The 14,194-nt window shown below is 58.2% G+C and carries 14 protein-coding genes and 2 pseudogenes; 9 read left to right on the plus strand and 7 right to left on the minus strand.

From position 1 onward, the window contains the following. Positions 1–73 precede the first annotated feature (73 nt). Both BO1_RS39950 and BO1_RS39955 read right to left on the minus strand, forming a co-directional pair. A complete protein-coding gene (locus tag BO1_RS39950) occupies positions 74–1,240 on the minus strand; it encodes an acyl-CoA dehydrogenase family protein (RefSeq protein WP_028222361.1) in 1,167 nt (388 codons plus the stop codon). Positions 1,241–1,295: 55 nt separating this feature from the next. Further along, on the minus strand, positions 1,296–2,927 hold the full coding sequence (locus BO1_RS39955) for an AMP-binding protein (protein WP_028222362.1): 1,632 nt from the start codon (positions 2,925–2,927) through the stop codon (positions 1,296–1,298). A 193-nt stretch (positions 2,928–3,120) separates the two neighbouring features. Between BO1_RS39955 and BO1_RS39960 the strand changes: the two genes are divergently transcribed. From BO1_RS39960 to BO1_RS54765, 5 genes are all read left to right on the plus strand, one after another. Continuing rightward, positions 3,121–4,077 carry an NAD(P)H-dependent flavin oxidoreductase gene (locus tag BO1_RS39960; protein ID WP_028222363.1) on the plus strand — a complete coding sequence of 319 codons (957 nt, stop codon included), beginning with the start codon at positions 3,121–3,123 and terminating at the stop codon, positions 4,075–4,077. Next, entirely contained in the window at positions 4,037–4,939 is a 903-nt protein-coding gene (locus tag BO1_RS39965; protein WP_084688641.1) for an enoyl-CoA hydratase, read from the plus strand. Before BO1_RS39960 ends, BO1_RS39965 begins: the two co-directional genes overlap by 41 nt. A gap of 32 nt (positions 4,940–4,971) precedes the next feature. After that, the gene (locus tag BO1_RS54760) at positions 4,972–5,772 is read left to right on the plus strand and encodes an enoyl-CoA hydratase (RefSeq protein ID WP_167338435.1); all 801 of its coding nucleotides are present in this window, start codon (positions 4,972–4,974) and stop codon (positions 5,770–5,772) included. A 277-nt stretch (positions 5,773–6,049) separates the two neighbouring features. Further along, the gene (locus tag BO1_RS39975) at positions 6,050–6,829 is read left to right on the plus strand and encodes an enoyl-CoA hydratase/isomerase family protein (protein ID WP_028222365.1); all 780 of its coding nucleotides are present in this window, start codon (positions 6,050–6,052) and stop codon (positions 6,827–6,829) included. A 106-nt stretch (positions 6,830–6,935) separates the two neighbouring features. After that, the gene (locus BO1_RS54765; RefSeq protein ID WP_167338436.1) at positions 6,936–7,775 is read left to right on the plus strand and encodes an IclR family transcriptional regulator; all 840 of its coding nucleotides are present in this window, start codon (positions 6,936–6,938) and stop codon (positions 7,773–7,775) included. 85 nt (positions 7,776–7,860) lie between these two features. Here the strand turns inward: BO1_RS54765 and BO1_RS58450 are convergent, their stop codons facing one another. Continuing rightward, a complete protein-coding gene (locus BO1_RS58450; RefSeq protein WP_084688643.1) occupies positions 7,861–8,163 on the minus strand; it encodes an SDR family oxidoreductase in 303 nt (100 codons plus the stop codon). On the opposite strand from BO1_RS58450, the gene BO1_RS60445 reads away from it, so the two are divergent. Then, the gene (locus BO1_RS60445) at positions 8,099–8,293 is read left to right on the plus strand and encodes a hypothetical protein (protein WP_167338434.1); all 195 of its coding nucleotides are present in this window, start codon (positions 8,099–8,101) and stop codon (positions 8,291–8,293) included. The genes BO1_RS58450 and BO1_RS60445 overlap by 65 nt on opposite strands. 27 nt (positions 8,294–8,320) lie before the next feature. Next, positions 8,321–9,094: pseudogene (gene istA, locus BO1_RS54770) on the plus strand (IS21 family transposase); the annotation flags it as partial. A gap of 9 nt (positions 9,095–9,103) precedes the next feature. Here the strand turns inward: istA and BO1_RS39990 are convergent. The 4 genes from BO1_RS39990 to BO1_RS40005 form a co-directional block, all read right to left on the minus strand. Then, positions 9,104–11,185 carry a recombinase family protein gene (locus BO1_RS39990; protein WP_028222366.1) on the minus strand — a complete coding sequence of 694 codons (2,082 nt, stop codon included), beginning with the start codon at positions 11,183–11,185 and terminating at the stop codon, positions 9,104–9,106. Further along, on the minus strand, positions 11,175–11,426 hold the full coding sequence (locus tag BO1_RS39995) for a hypothetical protein (RefSeq protein ID WP_028222367.1): 252 nt from the start codon (positions 11,424–11,426) through the stop codon (positions 11,175–11,177). The genes BO1_RS39990 and BO1_RS39995 overlap by 11 nt, the downstream gene beginning before the upstream one ends. A 35-nt stretch (positions 11,427–11,461) precedes the next feature. Further along, positions 11,462–11,914 (minus strand): helix-turn-helix domain-containing protein, encoded by a 453-nt coding sequence (locus tag BO1_RS40000; protein WP_028222368.1) that lies wholly within the window; start codon positions 11,912–11,914, stop codon positions 11,462–11,464. A gap of 176 nt (positions 11,915–12,090) precedes the next feature. Then, complete coding sequence (locus BO1_RS40005) at positions 12,091–12,447, minus strand: DUF5372 family protein (RefSeq protein WP_322788556.1); 357 nt, start codon at positions 12,445–12,447, stop codon at positions 12,091–12,093. Here BO1_RS40005 and BO1_RS54775 point away from each other — a divergent pair. Both BO1_RS54775 and istB read left to right on the plus strand, forming a co-directional pair. Then, positions 12,405–13,190 (plus strand): annotated as a pseudogene (locus tag BO1_RS54775) (Mu transposase domain-containing protein); the annotation flags it as partial. The gene BO1_RS40005 and the pseudogene BO1_RS54775 overlap by 43 nt on opposite strands. 15 nt (positions 13,191–13,205) lie before the next feature. Then, positions 13,206–13,955 carry an IS21-like element ISBmu3 family helper ATPase IstB gene (istB, locus tag BO1_RS40015; protein WP_028222370.1) on the plus strand — a complete coding sequence of 250 codons (750 nt, stop codon included), beginning with the start codon at positions 13,206–13,208 and terminating at the stop codon, positions 13,953–13,955. Positions 13,956–14,194: the final 239 nt, after the last annotated feature.

Raw genomic sequence — 14,194 nt, forward strand, 5'->3', positions numbered from 1 at the left:
ACAACGTCGCGCTAGCGAACAACCGCCTCCCTGCCCGCCACCCAGCCATCGATCAATTTCGGTTTTCGGCTATCTAATCCTTTGGGAGTTTCATAAGATTTGCAATGTTGTTTCGCTGAATGCCCGTTGAGCCTCCGACGATGGGTGTAGCGAGCACATCGCGTACGTACCGCTCCATGTTAAACCCTTCGGCATACCCGTACGCACCCATTACATATTGCTGACAGTTCAAAACGATATCACGTGCAGATTCACATACGTGGAGTTTCGCCATGGATGTGGCTACAGCACTGGTGCGGCCCGTTTCGACCAGCCATGCAGCATGGGAAAGCATGAGTCGGCATGTTTGTATCTTCGCTTGCGCATCGGCCAACACGTGCCGCACGGTTTGGTGAGCGCAAATGACTTTACCACCTTGGACACGCTGCTGACTATACTCCCACGCCTCTTCGAGAGCCGCCTCCGCAATACCTAACGCGATCGCACTCGGGGCGATCTTCTCGATCTCCAACGTGGGGCCCGTCAGAATGGACCAGGCGTTGTTCCATCCCGCCTCCCCTCCAACTACGAGATCAAATGGCACCTCCACATCCTCGAAAACAACATCATTGGTCGGCAATCCGCGCGAGCCCATGACTTGAATTGGCGTGATTGTCACTCCCGCGGCGTTGGTGGGAACGAGTACGAACGTCAAGTTCTTGCGGCGATCCTCACTATGGCCGGTGCGCACCAGCGTATAAATGTAATCAGCAAGCGAAGCACCCGTGACCCAGCGCTTGGTTCCATGTACGAAGACCCTATCACCGTGCCGTCGTGCGGTCGTTTGCACATCGGCCAAATCGGCTCCGACCATGGGTTCCGACAAGCCGTAGGCAACAAGCATCTCACCCGCGAGCAGTTGTGGCAGGAATTTACGCTTCTGATCATCGGTACCCGACTCTGAAATATTGAGTGCCCCATATCCCGCGCCCATGTTGAACAGACTCGCGAGCGGGGTGCTCCACCGGCTCAACTCCGTGAGTGTCGTGGCCATGGCCATGACCCGACGGCCGAGGCCTCCATACTCTTGCGGTACGCACATACCCGCCAATCCCAACTCGGCCAGGGTGACGGACACACTCCTCGGCATATTGTCCGTCTTTTCCCAGTCGCGCAGCATCGTCGGCGGAAAGCGCTTTCGGACGAAACGCCGGATGGAATCTTTTAGCGCGGAGATATCCTCATCTTCTGTAAAATCCATTTTTCTTCCACATGTCGTGTTTCAAATTGATCGTCATATTTATCGAGATCGTACATCAGTGGCTCTCACGCTCCCGATCCCAAAGTTCATCGCGGTAATTTTCAAAACGCCGCACGAGCTCATGCTTCTGCACTTTCTGACTGTGTGTTCTGGGTAACTCGGACACGAAAATCAGGTACCGTGGCAACATGAAACTAGGGATTTTTTGCGCGCAAAAATCGTGCAACTCAGTCACCGTCACGCGAGCCTCGGACTTCAAGACAACCGCAGCAGCAACGTCTTCCTCGCCTAACGGCGAACTAAGCGGGAACACAGCAGCTTCCGCAACTGCACCATGTTTTTGAAGTATTTGCTCCACCTCGAAGGCAGAAATATTTTCTCCACGCCTCCGTATCGAATCCTTAGAGCGCCCGACAAACCAGAGATAACCGTCCTCGTCCAAATAGCCTCGATCGCCGGTATGAAACCAACCATTGCGCCAAGCCGTCGCAGTCGCGTGTGGATTGTTATAGTAGCCGGGCGATGCACCCCAAGGCGCGGCACAGCGGATCACAATTTCGCCGACGGTGCCGGAATCCACTTCAAAATCATCCTCATCGAAGATTTTCATCTGCCATCCGTCCATGACACGTCCAGCCGATCCGATCTTCACGGCAGGATCAAGCAGCGAGAATGCGGTTGGCATACCGCAGTCGGTCAAACCATATGCCGCCCCCAAGCGCATTCCAAAGCGCGCTTCAAATGCAGCCGCAAAAGAAGGTATCGGCACGGTTATGCATATGCGGACATTGTGACGCCGGTCGTCTTCGCGTGGTGGTTGGGCCCACAACATGTTCAGGCTCGCACCCGGCATCGAGATCATGGTAGCCTCACATGCCTTCACCTCCTGCATGAACCGGGAGGCGGAGAACTGTCGTGTGAGTGCCATGGACGCACCTGCCATCACCGCGGCCAATACGCCACATTGCAAGCCGCTCAAATGTGTGAGCGGCATCCAACAATACACCTTGTCATTGGCGCGAAGGCCAAAATACGCACATGCATCCAGCGCATACATTAGAGAGCGCGCCTGCGTGTAGAGCACGCCTTTCGATGGTCCCGTGGTGCCCGAGGTGAACATGATGTGCGCCGTGTCGGAGAAGCGCGTTCCGGTCAATTCACTCTCGTCGGCGCCTTCAAATAAGGCCTGGAATGATGTCGCTGCTACATCGCCGCCCTCTGGCAATTGCACCATCTGCGAGCCGTCGTTCACGATGATCCGCTTTATGGACGGAACCGCGTCACGAATAGCGAGCCAGCGACTCAGAAAGGATTCCTCGATGACGAGTGTCGATGCTTCGGCAGTGCATAAGAAATGGCGCAGCAAATCGCCGACTGCCGCAGCGTTGATCAACACGGACGTCGCGCCCAACTTTGCGAGTGCGAAAAGCAGCAAAACATGCTCAGGCGTATTGTCCAACATAACCGCGACGTGCGATCCAGCGCCGATTCCAAGCGCCTCAAGGGCACGCGCCATGCGATTGGACAGTCGCTCCACGTCCGCATAGCTAAAGTGGCGCCCGTCCTCCAGAAATTCCATGCAAACGCGGTCGCCGATACGAGAGGCTCGATCCGCAAGCACCGCAGCAAAGGTCAATGTCCGTGTGTCGTAACCGCGCCAGCGTCCTGCCGAGTATGCGTCAACCATTCTCGCGAATCTCCGCCTGGTCATAGTAGGATCATTAGATAGCGCCACTATCTTACATATGCGGAGGCCATGTCAAGAACGCTCGGACGTGTCACGAAAAATATCGGGAAGACATCATAGTGCTTGACATGCGCCGACACCTCGCTAGATAGTATCGCTATCTTAATTACAAGATGCGTCTTTGGGAGGTTCAATGTCTTTCATAGAATCCTTGCGCGGCAAGCTCGCGCTGCCAGTCATTGGCGCGCCCATGTTCATTGCTTCCGACCCCGATCTGGTCATCGCGCAATGCAAAGCAGGCATCATCGGCACCATGCCTTCGCTATCGGTGCGAGCTGAAGAAGACCTAGGCCCTGCTTTGCTACGTATCCGCAATGAACTAAATGAGTTTCAGAGCGCGCATCCCGAGCGGCCCGTCGCTCCGTACGGCGTAAATATTGTCGTTCACCAGTCGAACCCACGTTTCGAACACGATCTGGACGTATGCGTTCAACATCGTGTCCCGCTGATCATCACTTCACTCGGCGCTGCGCGTGCGGTCGCCGACCGCGTGCATAGCTATGGCGGGCATGTGTTGCACGATGTGATCAACCTCAAGCATGCTCGCAAAGCAATCGCCGAGGGTGTCGACGGCATCATTGCAGTGTGTTGTGGCGCGGGCGGTCACGCGGGCGCGCTGAGTCCGTTCGCCCTCGTACGCGAACTGCGCCAGGAATATGCGGGGCCTCTCATCCTTGCAGGCGCTGTTTCCGATGGTGCTGGCATCCTGGCCGCTCTCGCCATGGGAGCGGATCTGGCCTACATGGGCACGCGCTTCATCGCGACCGCTGAGTCTCCATCGCGGCAGGAGTACAAGCAAATGCTCCTGGAGAGCGCGGCTGACGACATCATGTATTCCAATTGGCTCACGGGCGTGTATGGCAATTTTCTCAAGCCGAGCTTCATTAAGGCCGGCCTAGATCCACATAATCTTCCGCCCCGCCACAATTCAGAAGTAACGGTTTCAAGTAATAAGCCAAAACAATGGAAGGACATCTGGAGCGCGGGACAGGGTGTCGGCGTCATCAAGGACGTACCAACAACGGCAGAGTTGGTTTCTCGCATTAAAGATGAATTCCAGGCTGCTCGCGCACGGCTTGCAGCATTTTGACTTGGTCTTTGCTCAACCTAAACGGAGAGGCACCGTGGGGGACATAGTTCTTCAACACCTTGATGCCAGCGTATTGACCATCACCATCAATCGTGCAGCGTCAAAGAACTCATTGAGTATGCAAGCGGCTCGCCTGCTGCAAGAAGCCATTCGCATGGCCGAGCTTTCGCCTGACGTGAGGGTCATCATTATCACCGGGTCTGGGGACAGCTTTTGTTCCGGCGGCGATTTCAAGAATTTCGGCGCGCCCGACCCCGGCGACCCACAAGCGGTTAAATGGCACAAGGAGCCCAACTGGAATGAAATCGAGGCGAAGACTCGGCGCTTTCTCCTCGGCTTTGAGGGTCCACGATTGCTGCATACAATGGCGAAACCCACAATCGCGATGCTGCGAGGTCCCGCCGTGGGCGCTGGCGTCGGCCTAGCAGCGGCCTGTGACTTCAGGTTCCTCGCCGACTCAGCTTATTTTCTACCTGGTTATATACGTGTCGGCCTGTCCCCGGACTATGGCACCAGCTACTACGTGACGAAACTTATCGGCCCAGCGAAGGCACGTGAGCTATATCTACTTGGAGATAAGGTGAGCGCGCAAGAGGCGCTGCGAATCGGCTTGGCCACGCGTGTTGTAAATGATGCAGATCTTGAACGCGAGACCATGGAGTTCGCGCGCCGGTTGGCCGATGGGCCTCCCGTGGCGCTGCAATACACCAAAGAAGCGATCAATGCTGCGGAGGCGCGGATGCTGGAGGACGTGCTGCTTACCGAAGCACGCAATTTCGCCCGTTGCTTTCAAACGGAGGACGCCAAGGAAGCAGTTCGCGCTCACCTGGAGAAGCGCGCCGCGATCTTCAAAGGTCGTTGATGCCGCGCATTCTTTGCGGCGAGGAGAGCCCAGTGGAATACGAAACCGTTGAATACGAAGAGATAGAGTCTGTCGCGCGCATCTATCTCAATCGTCCTGAAAAACGCAATGCACAAAATATCCGATTGCTGGAGGAGCTAGAGCACGCGCTGGCTCACGCCGGCGCAGACCCCAGAATTCGGGTCGTGGTCCTTGGCGGTCGAGGGACGCATTTCTCAGCGGGCCACGATGTTGTTGAACTCGGCGATGACTATCTCAAGCGTCCCGTCGAAGAACGTTACTCCTTCGAAGAAGCACGTTATTACCAGTCTGCCCTAAAGTTGTGGGATTTACCCAAGCCGGTAATAGCCGAAATACGGGGAGCGTGCGTGGCCGGAGCATTCATGTTGGCTGCAATGTGTGACCTTATCGTTGCGTCGGAAGAGACGTATTTTGCAGACCCTGTCGTGCAAATGGGCGCAGCGGCTGTGGAAGTATTGTTTCACCCATGGGCGCTCGGGCCGAGACTCGCAAAAGACATTCTATTTACGGGCCGTCGCCTAACGGTTCAGGAGGCAGGACGGATCGGGCTAGTGAATCGCATAGTACCCGACAGCGCATTGTCCTCGACCGCACTTGAATTAGCGCAACAGATAGCTAATGCCCCGCCCTTCTCACTCAAACTCATCAAGAACTCCATTCACCGCGCGCTGGACATCCAGGGATTTCGCACTTCCCTCAACGCTCACTTCGACACTCACCAGTTGTCACATGCCGCAAGCGCTGTGCCCGTCGCAGAGTCCCTTAGCTTTCTTAAGGCACATCTCCACGACAAAGGGCGGAAACTGCAATAGGGGACTGTCGTGTCACGATGGTCGGCGAAGGTCAACCATCGTGCGTCGTATCGGCGCGAAGCTTATTACCATCGAGGCCATGGGAGTTGACAGCGACAGAACCGGTGCAGATGCTCCGGCAACATCGTCGTGTGCGGTTGGACGCAGTCGTCTGTGTGCGGCTAGGGCGTACCCTACTTGACATGCGCAACATAAAATTACGACAATAGTAATCAAATTATGTTTGCGGTAATTTCCTGTTGCGATCGACGGTCATTCCCGCGAGCGGGAGAAAATCTTGCCTCATCTTTCAACTTATCAGGATCGGTTCCCAAACATCACGATCGAGCGCGACACCGAGGGCGTTGTCTTGTTTCGGCTGCACGACGATGACGGTGGCCCGCTGAAATGGGGGGTCGATCCAGACTCGATTCACGCCCAGTTGCCAGATGCCCTCTATCAGATTGGCCGGGACCTGGACAACCGCGTGATGATCCTTACCGGCACTGGCGATCACTTTTGTATGGCTCGCGACCCCGCCAAATACCTCCACCTGAACGGCCCCGAACACATCTATCGGATTGTGCGTGAGGCTCGCGACATACTTGTCAACATGGTGGAAATCGAAGTGCCAGTAATCAGCGCTGTCAACGGACCGGCTTCATACCATCCAGAGCTAACGGTGCTAGCGGATATTGTCCTGGCCACGCCTGACACCTGGTTCCAGGACTCGCATATTCGTGGCGGCATGGTCCCGGGCGATGGAGGCCAGATAGTTTGGCAGGAGCTCCTTGGCATTACTCGCGCCAATTACTTTCTGCTGACCGAAGAAAAGCTGACTGCACAAGCTGCGCTTGCCTGTGGCGCAGTGCATGAGATTGTGCAACATTCGCAGCTATTACCCCGCGCACGCGCCATCGCTTCACAATTGCTGAAGAAATCCGCCTCAACCTTGCGCTACAGTCGGATCGCACTCAACCAAGCCCTGAAAGAGCGGTTCACCAAAGAGTTGAGCCATGGATTGATGGCTGAGCTGTTGTCCTTTGCTGCCGAGAGGGGTCAAGCGGGCGGCAAGTAGGCCGTGCTGCCTTGATTGGCCGCTTGCGCCTCGAAAATTCGATCGCTATCGTTATCGCTCACTTTCAGTTACATTCCACAGATTTGCCATGATGAGGGGGGCGCGGGTGACGAACGCAACGGACTCAAAGCGCGAGGATCGCGGCGGTGGCGTACAGACTGTCGAGACTGTGGTCAATGTACTCAACGCCTTTATTGGTGCTGAGTCGATGCCGATGCTAAAGATTATTGCCGAGCGCGCGGATATGCATCCGGCCAAGGTTCACCGTTACCTGGCCAGCTTCTCCAAGACCGGCTACGCACGTCAAGATCCGCTTTCTGGACGGTACAGGCTGGGACCGGCGGCATTGCGATTGGCCTATGCAGCAATGGACGCCGTTCCAGTGGTTCCAATCGCTCGTCCCGTGCTGAAAGAATTGAGCGAGGTCCACCGCTGTTCCGCGTTTTTGGCTTTGTGGAGCGACGCCGGGCCCCGAATCGTTCTCCAGGAGAAAGAGAGCTCTCCGATTATGATTGCTGCTCACGTCGGGAGCATTCTTCCGCTGTTGTCGTCATCAGCCGGCCGAACATTCGCTGCGTGGCTACCCCGAACGGTCATTGCCCGCCTGCTGAGGCACGAATTGGCCCGTCTGGAGAAGAGTCCGCTTCCCGATTGCCCCACCAACCTGGCGGAAGCAGAAGTTCTGTTCGACGATATTCGCCGCCGTCGGCTGGCTCGCATCACTGGGCCTTTGAGCGCGGCAGCTAAGGGGCTAAGCGCACCCGTATTCGACGCGGAAGGTCACATTTGCGCGGTGATTACCATGCTGAGCCAAGCCGAAAACTTCGACACGAACTGGAGCGGTCAGATCTCGGCCGCTCTAGGCAAAGCCACCGCGGATATCTGCTCGGCCCTGCAACCAAGCACGAATGAATACGCGCCCCGTGCTTTGGGCCGCAAATCATAGGGGCTGCGCGGTCACTGATCGGCCTATTCGGGCCGCTCGGGGCTCGACCACGCCGATCAGTGGTACTGCGGCCAAGCGTTCGAGCCTAGTCGCAAAACGTCCCTCCCTTCACATCGATCACTGTTCCTGTTATCCCGCTCGCATCGGCGGAGACGAGAAATCTAACGGCATTGGCGATGTCCTCAGAAAGGCCGAGTCGTCGTACCGGGACTCTGGCAATATATTCGCAATCAATAGATGGGGTGCGTATTTCGGCGAAGCCGAACACGGATTTCGGTTGAAGTCGAACAGGGTTTCCGGAGGAAGGTGAACAGCCGTTTCGCTTGAAGTCGAACGGTTTCGGGGGTATTCCGGAATCGGTGTTCGGCGGTCCGAAACGCGTGTTCATCTTCCCGAAATCGGTGTTCAGCCCGCCGAAACGGCTGTTCACTCCGCCGAAATGCGTGTTCGGTGGGCCGAAACGAAAGGCGCGGTTTCGGTTGGCGGTACTGCGGATGGCTCAATCGGCCGGCGGTTAAGGTTGCTCCTTTTGGGAGAAACCGACGATGCCGGCTCACCGGACGACCATGCGCAAAATAAAAGATGTGCTTCGCCTGAAATGGACCTGTAATCTGTCTCACCGGCAGGTGAGCGGCGCGCTCGGCGTCGGGCTCGGTACCATTACCCAATATTTGCAGCTTGCCGCCTCGGCCGGCCTGGACTGGGCGAAGATCGAGCCGCTGTCCGAGGCAGAGCTGGAGCAGTTGCTCGTCAACGGAGCAGTTCCGACGACGGCCGCCGGCAAGCGCATGGAGCCTGACTGCGCCTGGATTCATCGGGAGTTGCGCCGCAAAGGCGTGACGTTGCAACTGCTGTGGGAAGAGTACGTCGGCGCGAACCCCGGCCAGAAGACCTTGCGCTACACGCAGTTCTGTCAGCGATACAAGGACTGGGCCCAGACGTTGAAGCGGTCGATGCCCCAGCAACATTACGCCGGCGAGAAGTTGTTCGCCGACTACGCCGGGCAAACGGTGCCGATTCTCGATCGCACCGGCGGCATTGCGTTCAAGGCGCACATCTTCGTCGCCGTGCTCGGCGCATCGAATTACACGTATGCGTGCGCCACGCGTTCGGAAGCAACACCCGACTGGATCGGCGGCCTCATTGACGCGATGGAGTTCTGCGGCGGCGTGCCAAGGCTGCTTGTGCCTGACAACCCGAGGGCACTGATCTCGAACGCCGACCGCTATGAACCCACGCTCGGCCTGACCACGCAGGACTTCGTGAGCCATTACGGTACCGCAATGCTGCCGGCGCGCCCGCGCAAACCGAAGGATAAGGAGTAGGTTTCACATTGCACCTTGTCCGGTAGTTGGAGCGGCGATGAAGGTTGCTTGTGTTGCTTTGCGTCCACCCGTGCCTCTTATGAGCAGGACATTCCCTGGAGGTTCGTACAGGCAGCGGTGATCATGCCCGTAAACCTGCCGTCGCAGAAGTCCTTGGCGACCCCATTGATGGACGGTGGTCTGGCTCACTTTGAACTGCGCGGCGAGCTCGGCGCCGGTAAGCAGGCCGCGCGAGCGCAGTCGCTCAAATCGACTTGACAGTCCATAGGTGGTCCGCACCAGCGCGACCTTCCTGGCGGTAAATGCCTGCTGCTGCCAGTTTGTATATCCAAGTTCATTGAGTCGCGTGGCGACCTGCTGATCGGTACACGTTTCGAGAAGCTCATCGATAACCGTTACGACGGCCGGTTGTGTCTTGCGTACAAGTGCCATCGGCCTGGGTTTGTCGACCGCCAGTGAAGTCGTCCGGCCACCCCGGAAACGCACGTGGATCGAGACCTTCTCCGACTTCATAAGAGTGACGTCTTCGATAAGCAGTCCGAGCATGCGCTTGCGCTCGACGGATTCGACGCGCCTATCGTTCCAGACGGCGGCGAAGTCATCTGCAAGAGCGCGGATACGCGCGCGAGCCTCATCTCCAAGCAGATCCTGGTCTGACCGGCGTTGCCGATCGTGTTCCTGCTGCAGCGCGTCCAGTCGACGTAGGCGATCGTTCCAATCGGCTTCCAGCGCATCGGCAACCATCCGGTTTGCTGGATCGACATTCATGTAGCGACGGCGGGCGAGTTCGGCTTCGTATCGCGCGCGTTCCAGTTGCTTCAGACGCATGGAATCGGCCTGCTCAATACGTCCGGCAATCTCGTCCTCGACTGCGAGCGCTACTTCGATGGCTGCCGGCCCAACTGTCTCCAGGAGCAACGCACTGATTGCATCATCGATCGCGCGCCCACGTATCGACTGGCATGGTTTGCCCGCATCGTGAGCAGCAACGTCGTGACATACGTAGTACGGCTCCATCCTGTCGCTTACCTTCTGATAGCGCACACGCATGCGATTGCCGCAAATGCCGCAGATGACGCGCCCCTGCAGCAGTCCATCCCCTTCGCGAGGGACCGTACCTCGCACGAGCGAACCGAATCCGTTCGCGCTTTGCCTGAGCGTCACCTGATTGCGCTCGAATTCGTCCCAGTCTATGTAGCCGATGTGGGCATCGCGTATGAGAACCTGCCAGTCGGATTGCGCGACCTTCAGTTGCGTGCTCGTCAAGTCGGCCTTGCGTCCAGTTCTCGTCCGACCGTACACAAAGGCACCCGCATATCGGGGATTGTGGAGGATCTGCAGAACACGCGATGTGTTCAGTGCGCCCCAGTGCATTTCGCCTTTGCCGATACCGCGGCGAATCCGGCGCGGGAAGGACCAGCCTTCGCGACGGAAGCGTCGTACAACCATGCTTGCCGAGTGCGTTTGCCGGTAGGTATCGAACAGCAGTCGCAGGCTCGCGTGGATTTGCTGGTCCGGGTCGAGCACAACCGATCCGTTTGGATGGTAGACCAGCCCGACGGGAAGTGGCAGTTCGAGTTCGCCACGTCGCGCCTTGTTGCGCATCCCACCCTGCAACCGCGCGTTCAGCACGTGCAGCTCCGCCTCGCTCATGGTTCCCTTCAGGCCGAGCAGCAGGCGGTCGTTGAAGTAAGCCGGATCATATACGCCGTCTTCGTCGAGAATCAGGGTGTGGGTCAGTGCCGCAAGTTCGATGAGCCGATGCCAATCGGCGTTGTTGCGCGCCAGACGAGATACCTCAAGTCCGAGTACGATGCCGGCGTGGCCTATGGCGACCTCCGAAACCAGTTGCTGGAACCCGTCCCGGTGTTCTGCGCTTGCACCGGACAGGCCAAGATCAGTGTCGATAACGTGGATGCGCTCTATGGGCCAGCCCAGCGACACGGCGCGCTCACGTAAAGCGTACTGGCGCTTCGTACTCTCGGTGTTCTCAAAGACCTGGCGTAGTGACGATTGCCGCACATAGAGGAAGGCATCACGGCGCAAGTGGTCGTGCGTAACCTTCTGATACCGTTCAGTAGACATGGGCGAGCTCCGAATGGGTCCGTAGAACGAGGTTGGCCAGCAAACGCACAAACTCGTCGCCAGCCGGAAGTGCGTCCATACGCTGCGCCTGGTGACGCAAGGTGGTGTCTATGGCCGCCGTTGACTTCACGAGTACAGGAAGTCCATGCAGCATCCCGTGATAGCGCAGTGCTGCGGCGCCCTCGGCGCGCGGGGTGCCGTCGATCACCGCATCGCGTAGGGCCTCGTAAGCGGCAGTCAAGGCTTGCGCGAAGGGGACGGCGGCAACGGTTGGCTCTACGGTTTTTTTTTGCGCGCGATTGCGCGTTCGATGCTGCGGGGGTGGACCGAGATGCCGAGCTCGGATTCCAGTTGCTCGGCTAGCGCCCGGGCGTGAATCGCGCCATCGCCTTCGAGATGTCGTTCGACGAACGCCATCGCCTCGAAATTGAGCTTGTGTGCTCCCTTGGGCCCACGCTGCTTCGGAACGAGTCCTGCCAAGCCATCGCGAGCAAACGCGGCCTCGGCCTGATAGAAGGTTGGCCGTGACATGCCGAACAGGGCCGCAGCGTCGGCCTTCGATGCGCCGTCGACGCTGACATGGCGCAGCATCTCGTACTTGACTTGAATCAAGTCGCGGGCGTCGAAAAAATCGTTCGACTGGAACCAGGGTGCCTGCACCCGCTCGGGATGGGGATTCAGTACGCCGAGGCGCCTGAGGCGTTCCAGCTTTGGATCGGGCTTGGTCAAGATCGCTGCACCGGTGCAAAGTATGTAATTTAAAATATGCCGCACATGTGTCAATGTCAAGGCCGGCCTGCGTTCGAATGTACTGTGATAGGCGGGACAAAATGGACATGTCGCTACGATTGTCTTGAGCGCGCGAATCTAATGCGGCGTAATTTAACTTACACGTACGGCGTAATTTACTTGACACGACCCAGGACCTCCGGCCTCAGGTCGTCGATTAGCGCGCGCAGCCTCCGAAGGTCGTCGACACGAAAGGCGGAGCGCCCCGCCGCAGCCTGTGCGAACGCGTCCGGCTCATCCACGTTCGTCCATGAGGCCAGTATTGATACCAGCTGGCCATGTTCGTCGTAGAACATGACGCGGTCCTCTCCCCAGTTGATGCGCCGGGTAGCCAGCTGGATTCGTGTACCGCGTCGCGGGTGAAAGGGGTGGGTGATCTCGACCGTTACGGCCGTGCAACCGTCGTCACGACAAGCAGTTGCTGACTTACGATAAGGCGAAGGTCGAGGTCGGCGTACAGATCGTCGAACGATGGATTCTCGCCCGCCTCCGGAATTACCGGTTCTACAGTCTGGCCGAACTGAACAAGGCGATCGCCGGGTTGATCAACGACCTGAATACGCGGCCGTTCAAGAAGCTCGATGGCACTCGACGCGAGTGGTTCGAGCGGCTCGACAAACCTGCACTGCGCCCGCTGCCGACGCGTCGCTACGAAATCGCCACCTTCCAGAAGTGCCGCGTCAACATTGACGCGCACATCGAGGTCGACGGTCATTACTACAGCGCACCGCACGGCCTTGTGCGTCAGGAAGTCCACGCGCGCGTGACGCGTTACGGTGTGGAAGTCCTGCACGGCGGCAAGCGCGTCGCCGCCCACGCTCGCAGTCGGCTCAAGGGGAAGTACACCACCGTGGCCGAGCATATGCCTGCGGCTTACCGCGCCCACATGGAATGGACCCCGAGCCGGTTGCTGAACTGGGGCGCATCGATCGGCGTCAGCGCCGAGGCGATCGTCAGGCATTTGCTGACGAACCGTCCGCACCCGGAAATGGGATACCGCGCCTGCCTGGGTCTGCTGTCGCTGTCGCGCAAGTACGGCAAGGACCGGCTGGAAGCGGCGTGCCAGCGCGCACTCGTGATTGGCGCGCCGACCCAGCGGTCTGTGCGCACCATCCTGCAAACCGGTTCCGACAAGCAGCCACTGCCACAAAGCGGGGCCACCGAATGGCAGTCGCCCCTGCACGAGAACGTGCGAGGGCCCAAGTATTACCACTGACCCAAGGAGGTCACGATGTTGATGCAGCAAACCCTCTCCCAGCTCAAGGCGCTCAAGCTGGACGGCATGGCTCGCGCGTTCGAGGAACAGGCGGCGCTGACGGCCAGCACGAGCCTGTCGTTCGAGGAACGCTTCGGCATGGTCGTGGATCGTGAGATCGCCTGGCGCGATACCCGGCGGCTCGAGCGATTGCTCAAGTCTGCGAAACTCAAGAATCCACAAGCCTGCGTTGAGGACATCGAGTACCGGCAGAGCCGTGGGCTCGACAAGAGTATCGTCGCCCAACTCGCCAGCTGTGACTGGATCCGCAATGCACAGAACCTCATCCTGACAGGGCCAACTGGCGCCGGAAAAACATGGATCGCCTGCGCCTTCGGCCAGCAGGCCTGTCGACAGGGCTTCTCCGTGCTGTATGTGCGCGTCGCGCGGCTGTTCGAGGAATTGAAAATCGCTCACGGCGACGGCAGCTTCACACGTCGGCTCGCGCAGCTCGCCAAGATGGACGTCCTGTTGCTCGACGACTGGGGACTGCAGGACGTCGACCAGGGCGCGCGCAACGATCTGCTCGAAGTGCTCGACGATCGCGTCGGCACGCGATCCACGATCATCACAAGCCAATTGCCCCTTGAACACTGGCACGCCTGGCTGCAAGACCCGACTCTCGCCGACGCAATCCTCGACCGCCTCGTCCATCAGGCTCACAAGCTTCCGTTGAAGGGCGATTCGATGCGCAAGAAGAACGCGCCTGATCAAAAAGTAGCCTGATCTCGAACACTCGCAGTACAATCTAAGCACTACGCAGCACCTCCCTCCTGGCCTGTTCGACTTCACCGAAACGGGCGTTCAACTTCCCCGAAATACGCAGATGGGGCGGCTGACTTGAGAGCGGTCTGACTGTTCGTCCAGGTGCAACGCAATAAGTGGACACGATCGTCGCTTTCGTCACCCGCATGTTCAAGGTGACATTGCCGGGTGCTTACGAACGTTCTGCAATTGATCATTAG

Source organism: Paraburkholderia oxyphila NBRC 105797, from assembly GCF_000685075.1.
In the GTDB taxonomy this organism is placed as follows: domain Bacteria; phylum Pseudomonadota; class Gammaproteobacteria; order Burkholderiales; family Burkholderiaceae; genus Paraburkholderia; species Paraburkholderia oxyphila.